The organism is Curtobacterium sp. MCPF17_050, from assembly GCF_003224435.2.
Classification (GTDB): Bacteria; Actinomycetota; Actinomycetes; order Actinomycetales; family Microbacteriaceae; genus Curtobacterium.
The window spans coordinates 2,271,852-2,292,610 of sequence record NZ_CP126250.1; the positions used below are offsets into that span (position 1 = coordinate 2,271,852).

Here is a 20,759-nt window from a genome sequence, read left to right on the forward strand (position 1 = left end):
GGTGTGCGCCGTCCCGCGACGAACACCCAGCCGGTGTCAGCCAAGGGCGAACGAACGGCCCGGGCGTCCCGGCACGCCACGCCGGACCAGCAGCGCCCACGAGGGCCGCCGGTCACTCGCGGGCGGCCACCACGGGGTCGCTCTGCTGCTCGTGCAGGGTCGCGTAGGTACCGCCGAGGGCGATGAGTTCGTCGTGCGTCCCCTGCTCGACGATCTGCCCGTGGTCGAGCACGAAGACCACGTCCGCGTCCCGGATGGTCGACAGGCGGTGTGCGATCGAGATCGTCGTCCGGCCCCGCGCCGCGGTGTCCAGCGCCGCCTGCACGACCCGTTCGGAGATGGAGTCGAGCGCGCTCGTCGCCTCGTCGAGCACGAGGACGGGCGGGTCCTTGAGCAGCACGCGGGCGATGGCGATGCGTTGCTTCTCCCCGCCGGACAACCGGTAGCCCCGCTCCCCCACGACCGTGTCGTACCCGTCCGGGAACGAGGCGATCGTCTCGTGGATGTTCGCGGCACGTGCCGCCCGTTCGAGTTCGGCGTCGGTCGCCCCCGGCTTGGCGTACCGGAGGTTGTCACCGATGGTCGCGTGGAACAGGTAGGTCTCCTGACTCACGATGCCGATGTGCGCCATGAGGTCCTCGTGCACGAGGTCGCGGACGTCCTGCCCGGCGAACCGGACCGAACCGGCGGTCGCCTCGTACAGCCGCGGCACCAGGTACGAGATCGTCGTCTTGCCCGCGCCGGACGGTCCGACGAAGGCCGCGAACTGTCCGGGCTGCAACTCGAACGAGACGTCGCGCAGGGTGGGCTTGTCGGCTTCGCCGTCCGGGTACGAGAACGAGACGTGGTCGAACGCCACGTGTCCCACCCGTCGTTCGTCGACCGGCTTCGCGGTGGGCGCGTCCGTGATCGCCGGCTTCAGGTCGAAGTACTCGAAGATGCGGGCGAACAGCGCCCCCGACGTCTGCAGGTCGAGCACGACGCGGAGCAGGCCGACGGTCGGGAACAGCAGCCGGGACTGCACGGTCGTGAAGGCCACGATGGTGCCCGCCGTGATCGGGACGCCGCCGAGGACGAGGTACGCGGCCACGAGGTAGATGACCGCCGGGATGATCGACAGGAAGATCTGCACGATGGCGAAGAACCACTGACCGGACATCTGCTGTCGGACCTGCAGCCCGATCTGGTTGCGGTTCTCGTCCCCGTAGCGGTGGATCTCGGCACGTTGCTGGTTGAAGCTCTTCGCGAGCAGGATCCCCGACACGCTCAGGGTCTCCTGCGTGATCGCGGTCATGTCGGACAGGGACTCCTGGGTCTGCGTGGCGATCCGGGCGCGGACCTTGCCGACCTTGCGCTGGGCGATGACGAGCAGGGGCAGCAGGACCACCGCCACCAGGGTCATCTGCCAGCTCAGGAGCAGCATCGCGACGACCGCGGCGATGACCGTCACGGTGTTGCCGAGGACCGACGAGATCGTGTTGTTCAGGACGCTCGCGACGCCGCCGACGTCGTTCTGCAGGCGGCTCTGGATCACGCCGGTCTTCGTCCGGGTGAAGAACGCGAGTTCCATCCGCTGCAGGTGCCCGAACAACCGCATCCGCATCGCGCCCATGACCTTGTTGCCGACGGTGGCGGTCAGGTACGTCTGCCACACGCCGATCCCGGCGCTCGCGATCCACAGCCCGATCATGGCTGCGACCAGCACGGCGAGCACCGGCACGTCCGGTCTGCCCTCCGGCGGGAACAGCCCGCGGTCGAACGCCTGCTGGGTCAGCAGCGGCGGGATGACCGAGAGGGCGGCCCCGACCAGCACGAGCACGACCGTCAGGACGATCGCGCGCCGGTGCGGGACGAACAGTCCGGCGATGCGACGCAGCAGGTGCGGGATCTGCGGCGCCTCGGCGTTCGCCGCACGCTGCGCGTCCGGGTCGCCACTCGAGATCCGGCCGCGGGGTCCACCGCCACCGCCACCGCGCATCCCGCCGCCGCCGGCGACCGCGTCCATCCGACTCATCCGCACCCTCTCCGCGCCGTCCGGCGCCGTCCTCGGATGAATGTACGCCCGCGGACGGCCCCGGCCCGACGCGTTCGCCGAGGGCTGTGGACGGAGGCGGTCCGGGCCTCCCGTGTGGAAGGAGGGACCGTCTGGTTTGGACCCCGTCCGAGGGCCGTGGGACGATGTCGCGTCCACCGCAAGCGCCCCCGTGAGGTCCCATGTCGTCCGCGCCGTCACTCGCCCACCAGCTCCTCCGGCGCAAGCCGGTGGACCAGCTCCGCGCGGAGGCCGCCGAAGGCGTCGACGGGCAGCCGCTCCGACGGACACTCGGGGTCTGGCACCTCACGATGATCAGCGTCGGCGCGACGCTCGGCACCGGCATCCTCGTCGTCCTCGGGACGGCCGTCCCGCTCGCCGGACCCGCCGTCTGGATCTCGTTCGTGATCGCGGGTGTGGCGGCGCTCCTGTCGGCGCTGTCCTACGCCGAGATGGCCGGCGCCGTCCCGACGTCCGGGTCGAGCTACTCCTACACCTACGCGACCATGGGCGAGGGGATCGCCTGGGTCTGCGGGTGGTGTCTGGTCCTCGAGTACGCGGTGTCGGTCGCGGCGGTCGCCGTCGGCGCCAGCGAGTACGTCGACGAGACGCTGCGGGTCTTCGGGCTGCACCTGCCCACCGTGCTGTCCGCGCCTCCCGGCGACGGCGGCTTCGTGAACCTGCCCGCGGCCGCGCTCGTCGTCATCGCGATGCTCGTCCTGCTCCCCGGGGCGAAGGAGAGCGCCTGGGTGAACACCCTCATGGTGCTCGTGAAGATCGCCCTCCTGGTGTTCTTCGTCGTCGTCGCGTTCTCGGCGTTCCGCGCCGGGAACTTCGAGCCGCTCGCGCCCATGGGTGCTGCCGGGGTGAGCGCGGCTGCCTCCCGGCTGTTCTTCTCGTACATCGGCTTCGACGCGGCCTCCACCGCCGGCGAGGAGGCGAAGGACCCCCGCCGCGACCTGCCACGCGCCATCATCGGGTCGATCGCGCTCATCACCGCGCTGTACATCCTGGTCGCCGTCGCCGCCATCGGTGCTCGGTCCTGGACGTCGTTCTCCGCTGACGAAGCGTCGCTCGTCCGCATCGTCGTCGACGTCACCGGGCAGCCCGTCGTCGCCCTCGTGTTCTCGATCGGGGCCGTGGTCGCGATCGCGAGCGTGGTCCTCACCGTGCTCTACGGACAGACCCGCATCCTGCTGTCGATGGCTCGGGACGGCCTCGTGCCGAAGGTGTTCGGGCGGGTGTCGCCCCGGACGGGCACCCCGATCGCGAACACGCTCATCGTCGGCATCGTCGTGACGATCGTCTCCGCGCTGGTCCCGCTCGGGGAACTCGCGGACGCCACGAGCATCGGGACGCTCATCGCCTTCGCCCTCGTGAACATCTCGGTGATCGTGCTCCGCCGGACGCAGCCGGACCTCGACCGCTCGTACCGCGTGCCGTTCTTCCCGGTCGTGCCGGTGCTCGGCGTGCTGTTCTGCCTGTTCCTCGCCGTGACGCTCGGCGCGGGCACGTGGATCGCCTTCGGCATCTGGATGGTCGCCGGCGCGGTGCTGTACCTGGCCTACGGCCGCCGCCACAGCACGCTCGCGTAGGCGGGTCGAGAGGGACGTCGTCGCGAAACCGACACTTCAGCGCAGGAGTTCCGCGGCGGAGTGTCGGTTTCATGACCTGAACTCGGTCAAGTCTGGTCAGGTCACCGGCAGGGCACGCCGTGCATGCGGAACAGGGTCCGCAATCGCTCCGGGTCGACGAGGTGCCACCAGGTCACGCGGATGAACCCGCGGACGTCACCATCTGCTCGGATGTCGTCCTCGCGCAGCTTCTCGCTCCACAGGACGTCGTCAGCAGTACCGGGCACAGCTCCGTGGTCCCGGTACTTCTGACGGCCGTCGAACTCGAGCACCAGCCCGAGCGACGGCATCCAGAAATCGACGCGGTAGGTCTTCCCGCCCGGTCGGACGAACTGCACCTGCGGCTCCATGTACGGCGCTCGGAGTTCGTGGCAGCGAGCCGCGAAGAAGGACTCGCCCACCGATTCATGCCGCTCGTCCGCGACGCCGAGCGCGTTCGCGACGCGGACGCGCCCCCAGTCGGGACCGCTCTCCAGCAGTCCTTCCAGTTCTCGGCGCTGTACGCCGCTCCGCAACGCATGGTCCACCGCCACGACCGCTCCGCTGAGACTCGAACGCCGAGACGTCTCGATGACGGTCTCCGCCAGACTCGCCACCGGTACCCCGTGGAAGCGTCCGGCCTCGGCGGGCCGTCTTCCGGCGTGCAGGGTGAGTCCGACCCGACGACGGTCGGCGTCCAGGGCCGGGACCGTCACGTGCACGTGCTCGGGCCACGAGGTCAGGCGTGGCACGCCGAGAACGGCTGCCGCGGAGTCGCGCGTGAAGACCGCCCCGATCGGGAGCAGCGGCACGGCAGCGCGCATCCGGACGAGGTACCGGGACCGCCCGTCGAGCGCCGCCCAGGCTGCAGCCGGGACGTACACTCCGTGCCGCACCCGGACGAAGTGGCCGTCTGCCGCTCCTCGTTGCAGCGTGCGCGCCCGTGACGGATCGGCCTTCGTCGTCCGCAGGAGTTCGATCGCATCGGCAGGGTGCACGCGGCACAGCATGGCCTCGCCACGAGGCGCGGATCGCACGGCGAGCAGATCTGTGGACGGTCTCGGTCCTCCACACCGAGGCAACAGTTCGTCCGATGCCGCTTCCCAGGCGCCGAACCGACAGATCGGGGGCGAAGGTCGGCGCAGAACTGTCGGTTTCGCGGCCAAGCGCCCGCGCTCGCCCCCGCGCCCGCCCCGCCCGCCCGCCGCCGCGCCGCGCACACGACGAAGGCCGCCGCCCCGAGGGGCAGCGGCCTTCGTGACCAGGAGGTCGGACTCAGACGAGCTCGACGGTGGCGCCAGCGGCCTCGAGGGCAGCCTTTGCCTTGTCGGCGGCTTCCTTGTTCGCACCCTCGAGGATCTTCGCGTCGGCGGTCTCGACGAGCGCCTTGGCCTCGCCCAGGCCGAGCGACGTGAGGCCACGGACCTCCTTGATGACCTGGATCTTCTTGTCACCGGCCGACTTGAGCACGACGTCGAACTCGGTCTTCTCCTCGACCTCCTCGGCGGGGGCAGCAGCGCCACCGGCCGCGGCGACCGCGACGGGGGCAGCAGCGGTGACCTCGAAGACCTCTTCGAACTTCTTCACGAAGTCCGAGAGCTCGATGAGCGTGAGCTCCTTGAAGGCCTCGATGAGCTCGTCCTGCGAAAGCTTCGCCATGATTTTCTCCTACTACTTACTGATGCGTGGTGTGGTTGTGGAACGCGTGCCTGGTCAGGCCGCGGACTCCTGCTTCTCACGGAGGGCGTCCACGGTGCGGACGGCCTGCGAGAGGGGTGCCTGGAACAGGTACGCAGCACCGAACAGCGAGGCCTTGAAGGCGCCGGCGAGCTTGCCGAGCAGGACTTCACGGGACTCGAGGTCGGCGAGCTTGTCCACCTCGGTCGCGGTGAGCGGGTTACCGTCGAAGTAACCGCCCTTCACCACGAGCTCGGGGTTCGCCTTGGCGAATGCACGCAGCGACTTCGCGACGGCGACGGTGTCACCGTGGACGAAGGCGAGAGCGGACGGACCGGCGAGCTCGTCGTCGAACGACGTGATGCCTGCCTCGTTGGCCGCGATCTTGGTCAGCGTGTTCTTCACCACGGCGTACGTGGCGTGCTCACGGATCGAGTTGCGGAGCTCCTTGAGCTGCGCGACCGTGAGACCGCGGTACTCGGTGAGCAGAACGGCGTTCGAGCTACGGAAGGACTCCGTGAGCTCGGCGACCGCAGCTTCCTTGTTCGCCATGGTTCTCCTTGGGGTTCTTGCTGGCAGCCCCGGGTCCCATGGCTGTGGTGAACACAACCCGCACATGAAGAAAGCTCCGGCGCAGAGGCTCGGAGCTGCTCCCGCTCGATGAGTGGGAGTGGTTCTGAACACCTGCGCGGGCTGCCTCGTGACGAGGACCTTCGGCCACTGTCCGAGCTTGAGCACGGCAGCGACGACCAGCGGTCTTTGGCTGAGAAGAACCGTACCACACCAGGGTCACGTGCCGGAACCCGCAGGTGCTCCCACCGGCTGCCGCGTCCGGTCCGGCAGGTGCACCGTGAACACCGTGTCCCCGGGCTCGCTCGTCACACTCACCCGGCCGCCGTGCGCCTGCACGACCGCGTCGACGATCGCGAGGCCGAGTCCCGTCGACCCGGCGGTCCGGGAGCGCGAGCTGTCCGCCCGCGCGAACCGCTCGAAGAGCTTGGGCAGGAAGGCCGGGTCGATGCCCTGCCCGTCGTCGCGCACCGTCAGGTCGACGCCGCCGCCGTCCGCCGGCGGTACCGGAGCGATCCCCACGGTGATCCGCGTGCCGTCCGGCGTGTGTGTCCTGGCGTTCGTGACGAGGTTGACGATCACCTGGTGCAGCCGGGCCGCGTCGCCGAGGACCTCGACGGGCTCGTCCGGCAGGTCGACCTCGATCGGGTGGTCCGGCGACGCGGCGTGGGCGTCGTTGACCGCGTCGAGCACCAGGCCGGTCAGGTCCACGTCCGCGAACTGGATCTCCCGGCCCTCGTCGAGTCGGGCGAGCAGCAGCAGGTCCTCGACCATGGAGGTCATCCGGATCGACTCGGACTCGATGCGGCTCATCGCGTAGACGACGTCCTGCGGCAGGTCCCCGCCGATCCGCCGGGTGAGTTCGGCGTACCCGCGGACGGACGCGAGCGGCGTCCGGAGTTCGTGCGAGGCGTCGGCGACGAACTGCCGCACCTTCTGCTCGGAGCGCTCACGTGCCTGCATGGCCCCCGCGATGTGTCCGAGCATCCGGTTGAAGGCCGTGCCCACACGGCCGACCTCGGTCGCGGGGTCGGCGTCGGGCACCCGCACACCGACGAGCGCGTCGCTGCGCTCGAGCGGCATCTCGGCGACGGCGGACGCGGTCTCGGCGACGCGGTCGAGCGGCCGGAGGGCGCGACGGACGGCGGCCGTCGCGACGAGGGTCGCGGCGAGCAGGGCGAGCCCGGTCACCACGAGCACCACGCCGAACAGCTTCCACACGCTCTCGTAGACCGGGCCGAGCGGCAGCCCGACGACGAGGACGGCCGGGCCGACGGTGGCGGCCGTGACCCGGTAGCGCCCGAGGTCCGCACCGAGGTCGATGGTGTGCGCCCGTCCGTCGAGCCGGAGTCCGCCGAGGGGGTCGACCACGTCCGCCCGCAGCCGGTCGACCCGTCCGGCGTTGTCGAGCACGTTGCCGACGACGACGTTCCCGTCGAGGACGTACACGGTCAGCGTGCCGGCCGCCTGGCCCGAGGGTCGCCCGAACTCGGCACCGTTCGGCCCCTCCTGCTCGACGGACCGCTGGGCGCGGCTCGTCGCGTACTGCAGCTGCTCGTCGATGGCGGAGCGCTGGATGGAGAACAGCGCGATGATGCTGCCGCCCCCGATCACGGCGCTGACGGCGACGACGAGCGCGACGATGCTCAGGACGAGCCGACGACGGAGGGTCATGCGCGGACCCGCGTCAGGAGGTCGGCTTGATGACGTAGCCCACCCCGCGCACGGTGTGGATCATCGGCTGCTCGCCGGCGTCGATCTTCTTGCGCAGGTAGGAGATGTAGATCTCGACGACCGACGACTTGCCCCCGAAGTCGTACGACCACACGCGGTCGAGGATCTGCGCCTTCGACAGCACACGCCGGGGGTTGCGCATGAGGAACCGGAGCAGCTCGAACTCGGTCGCGGTGAGCTCGATCGTCCGCCCGGCGCGCGAGACCTCGTACGACTCCTCGTCGAGGACCAGGTCGCCGACCACGATGCGCGAGTCGCCGGCTTCGGACACCGAGATCTGCGAGCGCCGGATGAGCCCGCGCAGGCGTGCCACGACCTCCTCCAGCGAGAACGGCTTCGTGACGTAGTCGTCCCCGCCCGCGGTGAGGCCGGTCACGCGGTCCTCGACGGAGTCCTTCGCGGTGAGGAACAGCACCGGGGTGTCGTCGTTGTTCTGCCGCAGTCGGCTCAGCACCTGCAGCCCGTCGAGGTCCGGCATCATGACGTCGAGCACCATGGCGTCGGGCCGGAACTCGCGCGCCTTCGTCAGGGCGTCCTGGCCACCGTTCGCGCTCCGCACGTCCCAGCCCTCGTAGCGGAGCGCCATCGAGAGCAGGTCGGTGAGGCTCGCTTCGTCGTCGACGACGAGGATGCGCAAGGGCGAACCGTCGGCACGGGTGAGGCGCGGTGCTGCTGAGGGCTGGGAGATCGTCACGTCTCTGAGTATGGAGAGCTTCCTATGAAGCCCCTGTGGCGCATCCCGATGCGCCCTGTGGATCGAACGGGAGACCGACCCGAGGGTCGGCGGGGGACGGGGCCGAGCCGAACGGCTCCGCCACACCTCCGGCGACGCAACCTCGGCCCCTCACGATCCTCATAGGGCACGGAATGGAGGCCCTTGGCACCCCTTCCTAGGTTCTCCCCGTCGGCCCCCGCCGCGCGATCCGCGTGACCGGTGTTCCCGGAGCCGACCCCCACCGAGGAGAACCATGTTCCTGACCTACCTCAGGCGCGAACTCACGAACCGCAGGAAGCAGACCGTCGTCATCGCGGTCGGGATGGCGTTGGCCATCGCGCTCGTCGTGATCGTGTCGTCCATCGCGAGCGGCGTGCAGTCCGCCCAGTCCAGCGTGCTGCAGTCCGTGTACGGCGTCGGCACCGACATCACCGTCACGAAGACCGAGACTCCGTCGAGCAGCACCGGACGGCCGTCGTTCGACTTCGGCGGTGACGCCTCGAACGGGAACTCGTCAGACGGCGGGTCCACCGACGACAGCGGCTCGACGGACCTGTCCCAGTCCCGCCTGGCCGTCTCCCGCGGAGCCGGGACCCTGAGCGCCGCGGATGTCGAGACGGTCGCCGGCACCGACGGCGTCGCGGCCGCGACGGGCGTGCTCACCCTCGAGAACAGCACGTTCTCCGGGCAGGTGCAGCAGAGCGACAGCAGCGACAGCAGCGGCGCGGCGCAGGGTGCCCCGCCGAGCGACGGTGGCCAGGGCGGTGGCGGGTTCGGCGGCGGCTCGTTCAGCGTCGACTCGTTCACCGTGACCGGCATCCCGGTGTCCGGCGACACGGTCGGCCCGCTCACGAGCACCGAGACCACGAAGGGCCGCACCTTCACCACGGCGGACGCCGGCGAGGACGTCGTCGTGCTCGACTCCTCGTACGCGACGAGCGAGTCGAAGGCCGTCGGTGACACGATCTCGATCGGCGGCGAGGACTTCGACGTCATCGGCATCGTCGCCTCGACCGGTTCCGCGTCGACCACGGGATCGAACACGTACGTCCCGCTCGACACCGCGCAGGAGCTCGCCGACCTCGACGGCGAGGTGACCTCGATCTACGTCTCCGCCGGGTCGTCCTCGGACGTCGCGACCATCAAGACCGCGCTGCAGGACGAGCTCAGCAGCGCGACCGTGTCCACCGAGTCCGACCTCGCCTCGAGCGTCTCCGGCTCCCTCGCCACGGCATCGACCCTCGTGTCGAACCTCGGTCGGTGGCTGTCGATCGTCGTCCTGGCGGCGGCCTTCCTCATCGCGATCCTGTTCACGATCTCCGGCGTCACCCGACGGACGCGTGAGTTCGGCACTCTCAAGGCCATCGGCTGGTCGAACGGCCGCATCACCCGACAGGTCGCCGGCGAATCGCTCGTGCAGGGCCTGATCGGCGGCGTCATCGGCGCGGCAGCCGGACTCGTCGGCATCCTCGTCGTGAACGTGATCGCCCCGACGGTCTCGGCGAGCGCGGCCGGCAGCAGCCGGACCGGTCCCGGCGCTGGCGGCGGCATGCCGGGCAACGCGGCGAGCGCGGCGGCGGGCAGCAGCACGAGCGGGGGCGCTCCAGCCGGCGGGTTCGGCGGCGGCGGTCAGAGCGCCGCGACCACCGACGTCGTCCTGCACGCACCCGTCACGGTCGAGGTGATCCTGCTCGCGATCGGACTGGCGGTCCTCGGCGGGCTGCTCGCCGGCGCGATCGGGGGGTGGCGGGCATCCCGGCTCCGCCCGGCGGAAGCGCTGCGGAGCGTCGCCTGATGTCGCGACCTCCCAGCACCCCGACCTCCCCACCAGCACCCTCGACGACTGCCCCAGGAGCATCCATGACCACCACCGAGAGCGCACCCGCCACAGGCGACGTGCCCACCGCCTCCCGGCCCGCGTACCGCCTGTCGGGCGTGACGAAGACCTACCGCCAGAAGAACCGGACCGTCACCGCCCTGGCGGGGGTGGACCTCGAGATTCCGCAGGGGCAGCTCGTCGCCGTGCAGGGGCCGACCGGTGGCGGCAAGTCGACGCTGCTGCAGATGCTCGGCGCGCTCGACCGGCCGAGCACCGGGTCGGTGCAGCTGGGCGACCGGGACCTCGCGACGCTCGGCGACCGGGCACTCACGGACGTCCGGGGCACCGAGATCGGCTTCGTGTTCCAGGGCTTCAACCTCATCCCGACGCTGACGGCCCTCGAGAACGTGGAGACCGCGTTCGCCGGGTCCCTCGCGAACCGCTCGCGCGCCGAGGTCCGCGAGCGGGCGACCGCCGCACTGCGCGAGGTCGGCCTCGGTGAGCGCCTCGACCACCTGCCGGCCGAGCTCTCCGGCGGGCAGCAGCAGCGGGTCGCGATCGCCCGCGCGCTCGTCAAGGACCCGAGCGTGCTCCTCGCGGACGAGCCGACCGGGGCGCTCGACGAGGGGACGCGCGACGAGATCATGGGCCTCATCGAGCGGCAGTGGCGGGACCGCGGGCTGACGGTCGTCATCGTGACGCACGACTCAGGGGTGGCGCGGCGCGCGGAGCGCCGGTTGCACATCGCGCAGGGCCGGGTGCGTGACGCGTATCCGAGCGTCCGGGCGGTGGGCAGCGCTCAGTCGGCGACCGGGTAGTCGCAGTAGGCGAACCACGACGAGTCCGGCGCCCACGGCGGCACGTTGACCGTCCCCTGCCCGCCGTCGAGTGCCACGAGCGTCTCCGGCAGGACCGCGATGCGTGCCCCGGAGGCCAGGACACCGGGCAGCAGTCGGAGCTCCACGCGGTGGTCGGCCGGGTGCCCCTGCACGCCCGGCTCGTACGACAGGTAGAGCAGGTGCGCGCCGTCCGGGGAGACGTGCGGGAACCAGTTCACCCGCTCGTCGCCGGTGATCGGCACGGGGCCGGTCGATCCGGCTCCGTCCGGTCCGGTCCGGAGCGCCGCGATCTGTGCGGTGCCGGGCGTGAACCGCTCGGAGTTGAACAGGAGCGTGCCGCCGTCGGGCGTCCAGGCGCAGCCGTCGTCGGGGTGCTCGTCGCGGGTCACGAACGTCGTCGCTCCGGTACCCGGGTCGACGACGGCGACGTCCGTCGTCCACACGCCGGCCTCGGTCCGTTCGCCCACGATCGCCGCCAGGGCGGAACCGTCGGGAGCGATGCCGTGCAGGTAGTACTTCCGCACCACGGGCAGGGCCGCGGCCGTGTCGGTGATGCGGGACCCGGGACCGCCGGCCGGCAGCGGCACGCGGTACAGCTCACCGTCGCGGGCGCTCACCACGACCGACTCCCCCGACGGATCGAGCACGTGGTCGTTGTTGATCTCCGGCACGCCGTCCATCGGCACCGGCACGAGTGCGGTCTCGTCGAGCACCGTCCCGGGCGGCGGCACCGGCAGGAGCCACAGGTCGCCGTCGCCGTTCAGCACGAGGGTGTCCGCGTCGAGGACGTTCGGCGCCTCGACGAGCACGGAACGGGACTCGAAGACGAGGCGGGCGCTCCGACCCTCGACGTCGTACACGTGCACGCGGCTGGTCTGTCCGGGCAGCAGCTGCCGCCCGCGGGTCTCCGTCATGCGTCCATCCTGTCGTCTCGTCGGGCAACACGGACGGGAGGTGCGGTGCGGGCAGACCCACACGGCACCTCCCGTCAGGGGGTCGCGGCTACTTCACCGCGCCGGCGGTCAGGCCGGCGACGAACTGGCGCTGGACCACGAGGAACGCGATCACGACCGGGATCGACACGACGAGCGAGGCCGCCATGATCTGGTTCCAGTACACGTTCGTCTGCGTCGAGTACTGCTGCAGACCGACGGCGAGCGTCGACCCGAGGCCGTTCGTCATGACCGAGGCGAAGAGCACCTCGCCCCACGCGGTCATGAAGGAGTAGATCCCGACCGCGACGAGACCCGGGCGGGCCGACGGCAGGATGATCCGGAACAGGGCACCCATCGGGCCGGACCCGTCGACCATCGCGGCCTCGTCGAGCTCGCGCGGGATCGTCTCGAAGTAGCCCGCGAGCATCCAGATCGAGAACGGGAGCGTGAACGTCAGGTACGTGATGATGAGCCCGAGCCAGCTGCCGACGAGCTGGATGCCGAGCGAGTTGCCGAGGTTCGTGAAGATCAGGAACAGCGGGAGCAGGAACAGGACGCCGGGGAACATCTGGGTCGACAGCACCGTCGTGGTGAAGGCGCTCTTGCCCTTGAAGTTCCAGCGCGAGACCGCGTAGGCGGCGAACGTCGCGATGATGAGCGAGAACACCGTGGCGACCGTGCACACCACGAGGGAGTTCACGAAGTACCGCGCCAGTGGGACCGTCGACCACATGTCGATGAACGGCTGGATGGTGATGTTCGACGGGATCCAGGTGAAGTCGTCCTGCACGTCGCCGAGCGGCTTGATCGCGGTCGTGACCATCACGTAGAGCGGCACCACCGTGAAGACGGTGAGCAGCGCGATGACGATGATCTTGAAAGACTTTGCGCCCACTGTTTCACGCACGGACGGACCTCCGGTTGGTGACGGCCAGGTAGATGCCCGTGACGACGAGCAGGAAGAGGAGCAGCAGCACGCTCATCGCGGCGCCGGACCCGAAGTTCCAGGTGATGAACGAGGCGTTGTAGATGTGGAAGCTCAGCAGGTCCGCGGCCGGGGGCTGCGCGGTCGACCCGAACAGCACGAACGGCGTGTTGAAGTCGTTGAACGTCCAGAGGAACATCACGAGCACGAGGGTGACGTTGACCGGGCGGACCATCGGCAGGGTGATCGAGCGCCACTGTCGGAACGGCTTCGCACCGTCGACCGAGGCGGCCTCGTACACGTCGGCCGGGACGGACTGCAGGCCCGCCATGAGCATGAGGAACGCGAAGGGCCAGGTCTTCCAGATGGCCACGACGACCACGGCCACGAAAGCGTTGTTGCCGATGAGCCAGAACGGGGCACCGCTGCCGAACAGGTGCAGCTGGTCCACCAGGACGTGGTTGATGGCACCGGAGTCACGCTGGAACATGAACTTCCACGTGATGACGCCCGCGTACATCGGCAGGGCGTAGGGGATGAGGAACAGCGTGCGGAAGAGCCCGCGGCCGGCGAACGGCTTCTGCAGTGCGACCGCGGCGGCCATGCCGAAGCCCCAGGACAGGCCGACGACCAGGATCGTGAACGCGCAGGTGATGAGGAACGAGCTGAGTAGTCCGCGCCCGATGGCCTGGTCGAAGTCCACCGCGACGGAGTAGTTCCGCAGGCCGGCGAACGGGGCGGCACCCCAGTTCGCGATGAAGTACTTGGTGAGCTGCACGAAGCTGATCCAGATGCCGACGAGCATCGGCACGATGTGGATGAGCAGCTCGAAGAGGATCGCGGGACCGACGAGCGCGTACGGGAGCCACGTGACGCCACGCTTCCCGCGGGGCGACGGACCCGAGAGGGTCGGCGCCTTGGTGTGCGTCAGGTCGATGGCCTCGGAGTCTGGCAGGACCGTCGTGGACATGGGCAGGCCTTCCGGCTGGGTGGGAGGGTTCGAGGAGGGGGCGGGAGGCCCGGACGCGACCTGTCGGACGCGGACCGGGCCTCCCGTCAAGGTCAACCTGCGGCCTGGGAGACCTGGTCCTGGGCCGTCTGCAGGGCGTCCTCGATGTCCTTCTCGGACACCGTCGAACCCGTGGCGATCTTGGCGAACATCTCGTTCATCGCCTTGCCGACCGTGGACTCGAACTGGTCCTCGGCGGGGACCAGCGGGAGCGGCTTCGCCTTGTTGTTGTAGATGTCGAGGAACGTCTTCGTCTGCTCGTCCGAGACGGAGTCAGCAGCTTCGGCGAGCACCGGCAGGGCCGAGTACGGCTTGTCCAGCGTCGTCTGCGTGTCCATGCTCGTCATGTACTTGACGAACTTCAGCGCGCCGTCCTTGTTGTCGGTGTTCTTGAAGATCGACAGGTTGATGCCGGCCGGGAAGCTGGCGATGTCCTCGCCACCGGTCGGCGCCGGGAGCGGCACGACGCCGAACTCGTCGGACTTCATGCCGAGCGACTCGATCGTGGTGTTCGCGTTGTTCTGGTTGAGGATCATCGCGGCCTTCTTGTTCGCGAAGTCCGCGACCGACTGGTTCGCGTTGTCGTACTGCGCGTTCGACGGGTTGGCCGCCTTGCTGTCCTGCATGAGGTCGAGGTAGCGCTTGATGCCCTCGACGTTCTCCTTCGACGTGAAGGTCGGCTTGCCGTCCTTGTCGAACCACTCGCCGCCGTTCTGCGCCGAGTTGATGAACGCGAAGTGCGCGTTCTCGGTGTAGGACCCACCGGCGAGGCTGAAGCCGTACTTGCCGTCGGTCGTCAGCTTCTCGGCGGCCGAGACGAGGTCCTCCCAGTTGGTGGGCGGCTCGACGCCGGCGTCGGCCAGCATCTGCTTGTTGTAGAACAGGCCGTACGCGAGGCCGTAGAGCGGGACGCTCGTGACGGTCTGACCCGGTGCGCCACCGGTCGAGAGCGCGACCTTGCCGAACTTGTCGGCACCGCCGATGGCCTTCATCTCCGCGTCACCGAACTCCTGGAAGGCGCCGGTGGCCTGGAGCGAAGTCGCCCACGTGTTGCCGATGTTGACCACGTCCGGGCCCTGGCCCGAGGTGACGGCGGTCTGGATCTTCGTCTGCAGGTCGTTCCACCCGATGACCTGGAGGTCGACCTTGATCCCGGTCTCGTCGGTGAACTTCTTGAGGACGGGGGTCAGCACCTCCTTGTCGTTCTCGAGGGAGGTGCCCTGGTTCGACGCCCAGTAGGTGAGCGTCTTCGAGTCGCCCGATGCGCCGGAGGACCCGGAGGAGCAGGCGGCGAGGCCCGACACGGTGAGTGCCGCGGCCGCGGTGATGGCCAGTGCGCGGATGGCAGTGCGCATGACTCTCTACTTTCTCGTCGTTGAGATGGTGCAGGAAGTGGTGCTGGATCGTGCTGGGTGGTGCTGGATCGTGCTGGGTGGTGCTGGATCGTGCTGGGTGCTGCTGTGGAGGGTGGGGCAGGCTGGTCAGACCAGGGTCTGCTCCGCGGGGTCCCAGCCCTCGGGGAGGGTCGGGGAGGGTTCGACGGTGCTCTCGACGAGCACGGTCTCACCACGTTCGGCGGCCTCGGCGATGGAGACCATCACGTCGAGGACGTGGAAGGCGAGGGCGCCGGGGACCCGGTTCCCTTCGCCGGCACGGAGGGAGCGGGCCAGGTCGACCACGCCCGTCCCCCGCGAGTAGGTGGACCCGACGGCCGGGATCGTCTCGGGTTCGTCGGCGCCGAGCGCGTACAGCTTCGTGTCGCCGTCGAACTCGTTCGGGTCGGGGAACACGACGGTGCCGGTCTCCCCCGCGATCTCGACGAAGCCGGTGCGGCCGCGGTCGGACTCGAACGAGAACACGCTCTGCGCGCTCCCGCCGTTCTCGAACTGGATGAGCGCGGAGTGGTTCGTCGGGACCTCGACGGGGAACTCGGTGCCCGCCTTCGGCCCGGAGCCGATCGTGCGGGTGGCGCGGGACCTGGACGCGGTGGCGGTGACCTTCGCGACGGGTCCGAACGCCTGCACGAGCGTCGTGATGTAGTACGGACCGATGTCGAAGAGCGGGCCGGCGCCGTAGGCGAAGAGGAACTCGGGGCTCGGGTGCCAGGACTCCGGGCCGGGGCTCTGGAAGAGGGTCAGCCCGTTCAGCGGCGTGCCGATGCGACCGTCGCGGATCGTGCGGAGTGCGGTCTGGAGGCCCGCCCCCAGGAACGTGTCCGGCGCGACCGACACGGTGCGGCCGGCCGCGACCGCGGCGTCGCGCAGCTCCGCCGCGCTCTGCCGGTCGAGCGCGTAGGGCTTCTCGCCCCAGACGTGCTTGCCGGCGCGGAGCGCCTGCAGCGCCACCTCGACGTGCGCCGCGGGGATCGTGAGGTTCACGACGATCTCGATGTCGTCGATCGCCAGGAGCTCCTCGACGGTGCCCGATCCGGCGACGCCCCACTTCTCGGCCTGCGAGGCCGCCCGGGGCAGGTCGATGTCGGCGATGAACAGCACCTCGACGTCGGGGAAGACGGTGAGGTTCGACAGGTACTGGTCGGAGATGACCCCGGCGCCGATGACGCCGACGCCCACGCGGCCCGCGGCGCTCATGCGTCCGCTCCGGCGAGGAAGGCGTACGAGTCGCGGACGGCCTGGACGACGTCGCCGTCGTGGTCGTCGAGCTCGATGACCTGCTGCGCCTGGGGCGCGGCCGCGATGATGTCCCGGACCGGCATGACGCCGGTGCCGACGGCGACTTGCTGCTTGTCGTCGTGCGAGCCGTCGCCGTCCTTGACGTGCAGGAAGCGGACCTGGTCGCCGAGCCGCCCGAGGACGGCCACCGGGTCGTCCCCGCCGACCTTCGCCCAGTAGGTGTCGAGCTCGAGGACGACGTCGTCGGCGAGGGCGCCGGCGAAGACCTCGAAGGCGCTCGTGCCGTCGATGCGGTTCGAGAACTCGAAGGCGTGGTTGTGGTAGCCGAGCACGAGGCCACGGTCGGCGGCGCGCGGGACCAGTTCGTTGAACTGGCGGGCGATCGCCTCGACGTCCTCGCGGGTGGTCCAGCGGGCCTCGTCCACGTGCGGGTCGATGAGCGTGCCGAGGCCGACCGTGACGCTCGCGGCGAGGATGCGCTCGAGGTCCTGCTCGTCGGCGTCCAGGAGACGTGCGTGCCCGCTCGGCGCGACCAGGCCGGCCTGCTGCAGGGCGGCCGCGTACTCGTCCGCACGGTCGACGAAGCCGAAGAGTTCGACGTTCGTGAAACCGATGTCGGCGATCGTCGCCAGGGTTCCGGGGAGGTCCGCCGACAGCGCGTCACGCACTGTGTACAGCTGGACCGAGAGCGGTTGGGTCACCGTGTGTTCTCCTCATCGAGACGTGGTCGTCACTGACCGATCGTCACACTATGGGTGCTTCTGTCGGCGGTCAAGCAGAAGTTCGAACGAGTTCGACGACCTTCGTTGCGTGGCTCGGAGGATGTGTGGTTCACTCCGGACATGGTCGACATGACTCGGACGGCAACGTCGCCGCCGGTCGGGACGAGCGAGCTCTTCCAGATCCTGCGTGACGGTGTGCCGCGGACCCGTGGCGAGCTCGCCGCCCTGACGGGGATGGCCCGCTCGACCATCGGCGTGCGGCTCGACGCCCTCGCCGACGTCGGACTCGTCGGGGCGGTCGACACCGCGGCGTCCACGGGCGGTCGTCCACCCGCCCAGATCGCCCTCCGTCCCGCCGCGCGGCTCGTCGTCGCGGCCGACCTCGGCGCCTCGCACGGCCGGGTCGCGGTGACGGACCTCGTCGGCACCCCGCTCGCGACGCGTGACGCCAGCATCGACATCGCGGCGGGGCCCGTCCCGACGCTCGAGTGGCTGATCGGCGTCGTCGACGAGCTCCTCGACTCGGTCGGCCGGGCACGCGACGACGTGATCGCGATCGGCATCGGCCTGCCGGGCCCCGTCGAGTTCTCCACCGGTCGCCCTGCGAACCCGCCGATCATGCCGGGCTGGGACGGCTTCGACGTGCCCGGTTGGCTCCGGCAGCACGTCCGCGCGCACGTGCTCGTCGACAACGACGTGAACATCGCCGCACTCGGCGAGCGGGCGCACGGCTGGCCGGACCTCGACCACCTGCTGTTCGTGAAGGTCGCCACCGGCATCGGCTCGGGCATCGTGTCCGAGGGACGGTTGCAACGCGGCGCCCAGGGCACCGCCGGGGACATCGGGCACGTCCGGGTCTCGCGCGCCGGGGACGTGCCCTGCCACTGCGGCAACACCGGGTGTCTGGAGGCCGTCGCCTCCGGTCCGGCGATCGCCAGGGCCCTCCGCGCCAAGGGACACGACGTGCACACCAGCGCGGACGTCATCGACCTCGTGGGCCGTTCGGACATCGACGCGATCGGTGCCGTCCGGCAGGCCGGCCGCGACATCGGCGAGGTGCTCGCCACGTGCGTCTCGCTCATCAACCCGTCGGTCATCGCGCTCGGCGGCTCGATCACGCAGGCTGGAGAGCACCTGCTCGCGGGTGTCCGGGAGGTCGTGTACTCCCGGTCGATGCCGCTCGCGACCGAACACCTCGTCATCGCGCAGTCCCGCGCCGGCTCGATCGCCGCGCTGCAGGGCGCGGCAGCCCTGGCCATCGCGTACGCCCTCTCCCCCGCCGGCGTGGACGAACTGGTCACCCTGTCCGAGGGGCGGCAGCTCGTCTCCTGAGCGCGGCGACCTGCCGGCGCGCTGGATCGGCCGCGCGCCGGTTTCGCCGGTGCCGGTGGTCGGGTGGACAATCATCCGGTGACGATCGTGCAGCCCACCCTGTGGGGCGACCTGGATGACGGGTGGGAGGCCCAGCCCGGCTCCGGCACGTCACCGTCCGTGCCGGCACGGCCGAGCCGCAACGCGTTCACGTCCCTGCGCGGGCACACCGAGCGCATCGTCGCGCATTCGTCGGACCGGGTCGCCTGGCTCCGCGCGCGGGCGATGGGGATCACCGCCACCGACGTCGCACGCCTCGCCTCGCTCCGCGCCGTCGACGCCGTCGTCGCGGACAAGCGCTACGGCTCCCGGTTCGCCGGCAACGTCTACACCGAGCACGGCAAGGAGCGGGAGCCCGTCATCGCCTCGTGGGTGGCCGCCACGCACGGGATCCTGCCGTCGGCCCACTTGTTCCACGCCGCCACGAACCGAGCGCACCTGGCGACGCCCGACGGTGTCGGACAGGACCGTGACGGCCGGCTCCTCCTCGCCGAGATCAAGACGACCTCGTCCGGCTGGAAGCGCGTCCCACGGCACTACATGCGACAGGTCTGGTGGCAGCAGTACGTGCTCGGCGCGGACCGCACGCTGTTCGTCTGGGAGACGCACGACGACTTCGTGCCGGTCGCCGACGAGCCGGAGTGCCGTTGGATCGACCGCGACGACGACGCGATCCGCGGGCTCATCGTGCTCGCCGACCTCGTGCTCGACCGCCTGCGCGACGCTCGCTGACCCGCACCACCCGGAGCCGACTCAGCGCCACGACGACGAGTCCCATCAGCCCGATGAACACGGCCACACCGAGGCAGTACAGCGCCACGGCCCCGTAGCCGGATGCGGGGTCGAGGAACGGGTACGGCACCCAACCGTCGGTGGCGCCGCGGGTGACGACGACCACGAGCCAGACCGCCGGGTAGACGAGGAACCACCACACGTCGCGGAACAGCAGCCGGCTCCGGTCCGAGAACAGCACCCAGTCGAGCACCACGATCAGCGGCACCCAGCGGTGCACGACGTCGTTCGACCAGGACGCCCCCAGCGGTTGGCCGACCTCTGCCAGGAGCGTGTTGTAGACGAGCCCGGTCGTCGCGATGTACACCGTGGCCGCACCGCGGAACAGGTCGAGCCGTCGGCCGGTCGGACGGTCGCCGAACGCCGCGACGACGGTCAGCGTCCACACCACCGCGACGAGCAGGTTCGACTGGTTCGTGAAGTACCCGAAGAAGTCCCAGAACACGAAGTCGTCACGCAGCGCCCCCCGCAGGTCCGTCACCACCGCGGCGACGGCGACGACGGCGACCACGAGTCGCAGGCTGTTCACGAAGGTCCGCACCCCACAACGGTAGCGGGGACCCCGAGGGCGTGCGGAACGACGAACGGCCCGCACCTTCCGGTGCGGGCCGTTCGTGTGGAGCCGTGGATCAGGCCAGGACGTTGACGTCCAGCGGGATGCCCGGGCCGAAGGTCGTCGAGACGGCGCCCTTCATGATGTAGCGGCCCTTGGCAGCGCTCGGCTTGAGGCGGACGACCTCGTCGAGCGCGGCGGTGATGTTCTCGTCGAGCTGCTCCGGGGTGAACGAGGCCTTGCCGACGACGAAGTGCACGTTCGCGTGCTTGTCGACGCGGAACTCGATCTTGCCGCCCTTGATGTCGTTCACGGCCTGGGCCACGTTCGGCGTCACGGTGCCGGTCTTCGGGTTCGGCATGAGGCCGCGCGGGCCGAGGACCTTGCCGAGACGACCGACCTTGCCCATGAGCTCCGGGGTCGAGACCGCGGAGTCGAACGAGGTGTAGCCCTCGGCGACCTTCGCGATGAGCTCGTCGCCACCGACCTCGTCGGCGCCGGCGGCGATGGCGGCCTCAGCGGCTGCACCCGTCGCGAAGACGATGACGCGGGCGGTCTTGCCGGTGCCGTGCGGGAGGATGACGGTGCCGCGCACCATCTGGTCCGCCTTGCGGGGGTCGACGCCGAGCTTCAGCGCGACCTCGACGGTGGAGTCGGTCTTCGCCGAGCCGGTCTCCTTCGCGAGGGCGACTGCCTCGGTCGGGGTGTAGAACTTGTCGGCCTCGATCTTCGCGGCCGCGGCGCGGTACGCCTTGGACTTCTTCGCCATGGTGGTCTCCTTGCGAGATACGTGGTTGGCGAGCCGGCGCGGCTCTCCCAC

At 70.1% G+C, this 20,759-nt stretch carries 19 protein-coding genes; 5 read left to right on the forward strand and 14 right to left on the reverse strand.

Going from position 1 to position 20,759, the window contains the following annotated elements:
• Window positions 1–112 precede the first annotated feature (112 nt).
• A complete protein-coding gene (locus DEJ34_RS10715; protein ID WP_110900510.1) occupies window positions 113–2,005 on the reverse strand; it encodes an ABC transporter ATP-binding protein in 1,893 nt (630 codons plus the stop codon).
• Window positions 2,006–2,214: 209 nt separating this feature from the next.
• Between DEJ34_RS10715 and DEJ34_RS10720 the strand changes: the two genes are divergently transcribed.
• Window positions 2,215–3,627 carry an APC family permease gene (locus tag DEJ34_RS10720; protein ID WP_110900509.1) on the forward strand — a complete coding sequence of 471 codons (1,413 nt, stop codon included), beginning with the start codon at window positions 2,215–2,217 and terminating at the stop codon, window positions 3,625–3,627.
• Between the two features lie 101 nt (window positions 3,628–3,728).
• On the opposite strand, the gene DEJ34_RS10725 is transcribed toward DEJ34_RS10720, so the two are convergent.
• From DEJ34_RS10725 to DEJ34_RS10745, 5 genes are all read right to left on the reverse strand, one after another.
• A complete protein-coding gene (locus DEJ34_RS10725; protein ID WP_146234077.1) occupies window positions 3,729–4,643 on the reverse strand; it encodes a hypothetical protein in 915 nt (304 codons plus the stop codon).
• Between the two features lie 277 nt (window positions 4,644–4,920).
• Window positions 4,921–5,304: a 50S ribosomal protein L7/L12 gene (gene rplL, locus DEJ34_RS10730; RefSeq protein WP_110824614.1), complete on the reverse strand. Its 384-nt coding sequence runs from the start codon at window positions 5,302–5,304 to the stop codon at window positions 4,921–4,923.
• Window positions 5,305–5,358: 54 nt separating this feature from the next.
• A complete protein-coding gene (rplJ, locus tag DEJ34_RS10735; RefSeq protein ID WP_110824615.1) occupies window positions 5,359–5,874 on the reverse strand; it encodes a 50S ribosomal protein L10 in 516 nt (171 codons plus the stop codon).
• Between the two features lie 237 nt (window positions 5,875–6,111).
• On the reverse strand, window positions 6,112–7,566 hold the full coding sequence (locus DEJ34_RS10740; protein ID WP_110900507.1) for a sensor histidine kinase: 1,455 nt from the start codon (window positions 7,564–7,566) through the stop codon (window positions 6,112–6,114).
• A 13-nt stretch (window positions 7,567–7,579) separates the two neighbouring features.
• On the reverse strand, window positions 7,580–8,320 hold the full coding sequence (locus tag DEJ34_RS10745; RefSeq protein WP_181420583.1) for a response regulator transcription factor: 741 nt from the start codon (window positions 8,318–8,320) through the stop codon (window positions 7,580–7,582).
• Window positions 8,321–8,594: 274 nt separating this feature from the next.
• On the opposite strand from DEJ34_RS10745, the gene DEJ34_RS10750 reads away from it, so the two are divergent.
• The gene (locus DEJ34_RS10750; RefSeq protein WP_110900506.1) at window positions 8,595–10,136 is read left to right on the forward strand and encodes an ABC transporter permease; all 1,542 of its coding nucleotides are present in this window, start codon (window positions 8,595–8,597) and stop codon (window positions 10,134–10,136) included.
• 65 nt (window positions 10,137–10,201) lie between these two features.
• A complete protein-coding gene (locus DEJ34_RS10755; RefSeq protein ID WP_110900505.1) occupies window positions 10,202–10,978 on the forward strand; it encodes an ABC transporter ATP-binding protein in 777 nt (258 codons plus the stop codon).
• Here the strand turns inward: DEJ34_RS10755 and DEJ34_RS10760 are convergent.
• From DEJ34_RS10760 to DEJ34_RS10785, 6 genes are all read right to left on the reverse strand, one after another.
• Complete coding sequence (locus tag DEJ34_RS10760) at window positions 10,960–11,913, reverse strand: TolB family protein (protein ID WP_110911512.1); 954 nt, start codon at window positions 11,911–11,913, stop codon at window positions 10,960–10,962. The two genes, DEJ34_RS10755 and DEJ34_RS10760, sit on opposite strands and share 19 nt — an antisense overlap.
• Before the next feature lie 88 nt (window positions 11,914–12,001).
• Entirely contained in the window at window positions 12,002–12,829 is an 828-nt protein-coding gene (locus tag DEJ34_RS10765; protein ID WP_258368337.1) for a carbohydrate ABC transporter permease, read from the reverse strand.
• 4 nt (window positions 12,830–12,833) lie between these two features.
• Entirely contained in the window at window positions 12,834–13,829 is a 996-nt protein-coding gene (locus DEJ34_RS10770) for a carbohydrate ABC transporter permease (RefSeq protein WP_110900504.1), read from the reverse strand.
• A gap of 92 nt (window positions 13,830–13,921) precedes the next feature.
• Window positions 13,922–15,223, reverse strand: coding sequence for an ABC transporter substrate-binding protein (locus DEJ34_RS10775; RefSeq protein ID WP_110890021.1), 1,302 nt, complete (start codon window positions 15,221–15,223; stop codon window positions 13,922–13,924).
• A gap of 126 nt (window positions 15,224–15,349) precedes the next feature.
• Window positions 15,350–16,459: a Gfo/Idh/MocA family protein gene (locus DEJ34_RS10780; RefSeq protein WP_110911511.1), complete on the reverse strand. Its 1,110-nt coding sequence runs from the start codon at window positions 16,457–16,459 to the stop codon at window positions 15,350–15,352.
• Window positions 16,456–17,202 (reverse strand): sugar phosphate isomerase/epimerase family protein, encoded by a 747-nt coding sequence (locus tag DEJ34_RS10785; protein WP_110824623.1) that lies wholly within the window; start codon window positions 17,200–17,202, stop codon window positions 16,456–16,458. The genes DEJ34_RS10780 and DEJ34_RS10785 overlap by 4 nt, the downstream gene beginning before the upstream one ends.
• 141 nt (window positions 17,203–17,343) lie before the next feature.
• Here DEJ34_RS10785 and DEJ34_RS10790 point away from each other — a divergent pair, with 141 nt between their 5' ends.
• A complete protein-coding gene (locus tag DEJ34_RS10790) occupies window positions 17,344–18,555 on the forward strand; it encodes an ROK family transcriptional regulator (protein WP_258365934.1) in 1,212 nt (403 codons plus the stop codon).
• Between the two features lie 78 nt (window positions 18,556–18,633).
• A complete protein-coding gene (locus tag DEJ34_RS10795; RefSeq protein ID WP_110911510.1) occupies window positions 18,634–19,326 on the forward strand; it encodes a YqaJ viral recombinase family protein in 693 nt (230 codons plus the stop codon).
• Here DEJ34_RS10795 and DEJ34_RS10800 read toward each other — a convergent pair.
• Window positions 19,277–19,927 carry a Pr6Pr family membrane protein gene (locus DEJ34_RS10800; RefSeq protein ID WP_110911509.1) on the reverse strand — a complete coding sequence of 217 codons (651 nt, stop codon included), beginning with the start codon at window positions 19,925–19,927 and terminating at the stop codon, window positions 19,277–19,279. The two genes, DEJ34_RS10795 and DEJ34_RS10800, sit on opposite strands and share 50 nt — an antisense overlap.
• An 88-nt stretch (window positions 19,928–20,015) precedes the next feature.
• Complete coding sequence (rplA, locus tag DEJ34_RS10805; RefSeq protein ID WP_110824625.1) at window positions 20,016–20,708, reverse strand: 50S ribosomal protein L1; 693 nt, start codon at window positions 20,706–20,708, stop codon at window positions 20,016–20,018.
• Window positions 20,709–20,759: the final 51 nt, after the last annotated feature.

What these genes read in the sequence shown, in the direction of transcription:
- DEJ34_RS10755 (WP_110900505.1), top strand. Translation starts at nt 10,202, where the DNA reads ATGACCACCACCGAGAGCGCACCCGCCACAGGCGACGTGCCCACCGCC.
- rplA (WP_110824625.1), bottom strand. Translation starts at nt 20,708, where the DNA reads ATGGCGAAGAAGTCCAAGGCGTACCGCGCCGCGGCCGCGAAGATCGAG.
- rplJ (WP_110824615.1), bottom strand. Translation starts at nt 5,874, where the DNA reads ATGGCGAACAAGGAAGCTGCGGTCGCCGAGCTCACGGAGTCCTTCCGT.
- DEJ34_RS10770 (WP_110900504.1), bottom strand. Translation starts at nt 13,829, where the DNA reads ATGTCCACGACGGTCCTGCCAGACTCCGAGGCCATCGACCTGACGCAC.
- DEJ34_RS10775 (WP_110890021.1), bottom strand. Translation starts at nt 15,223, where the DNA reads ATGCGCACTGCCATCCGCGCACTGGCCATCACCGCGGCCGCGGCACTC.
- DEJ34_RS10740 (WP_110900507.1), bottom strand. Translation starts at nt 7,566, where the DNA reads ATGACCCTCCGTCGTCGGCTCGTCCTGAGCATCGTCGCGCTCGTCGTC.
- DEJ34_RS10750 (WP_110900506.1), top strand. Translation starts at nt 8,595, where the DNA reads ATGTTCCTGACCTACCTCAGGCGCGAACTCACGAACCGCAGGAAGCAG.
- DEJ34_RS10720 (WP_110900509.1), top strand. Translation starts at nt 2,215, where the DNA reads ATGTCGTCCGCGCCGTCACTCGCCCACCAGCTCCTCCGGCGCAAGCCG.
- rplL (WP_110824614.1), bottom strand. Translation starts at nt 5,304, where the DNA reads ATGGCGAAGCTTTCGCAGGACGAGCTCATCGAGGCCTTCAAGGAGCTC.
- DEJ34_RS10760 (WP_110911512.1), bottom strand. Translation starts at nt 11,913, where the DNA reads ATGACGGAGACCCGCGGGCGGCAGCTGCTGCCCGGACAGACCAGCCGC.
- DEJ34_RS10715 (WP_110900510.1), bottom strand. Translation starts at nt 2,005, where the DNA reads ATGGACGCGGTCGCCGGCGGCGGCGGGATGCGCGGTGGCGGTGGCGGT.
- DEJ34_RS10790 (WP_258365934.1), top strand. Translation starts at nt 17,344, where the DNA reads ATGGTCGACATGACTCGGACGGCAACGTCGCCGCCGGTCGGGACGAGC.
- DEJ34_RS10780 (WP_110911511.1), bottom strand. Translation starts at nt 16,459, where the DNA reads ATGAGCGCCGCGGGCCGCGTGGGCGTCGGCGTCATCGGCGCCGGGGTC.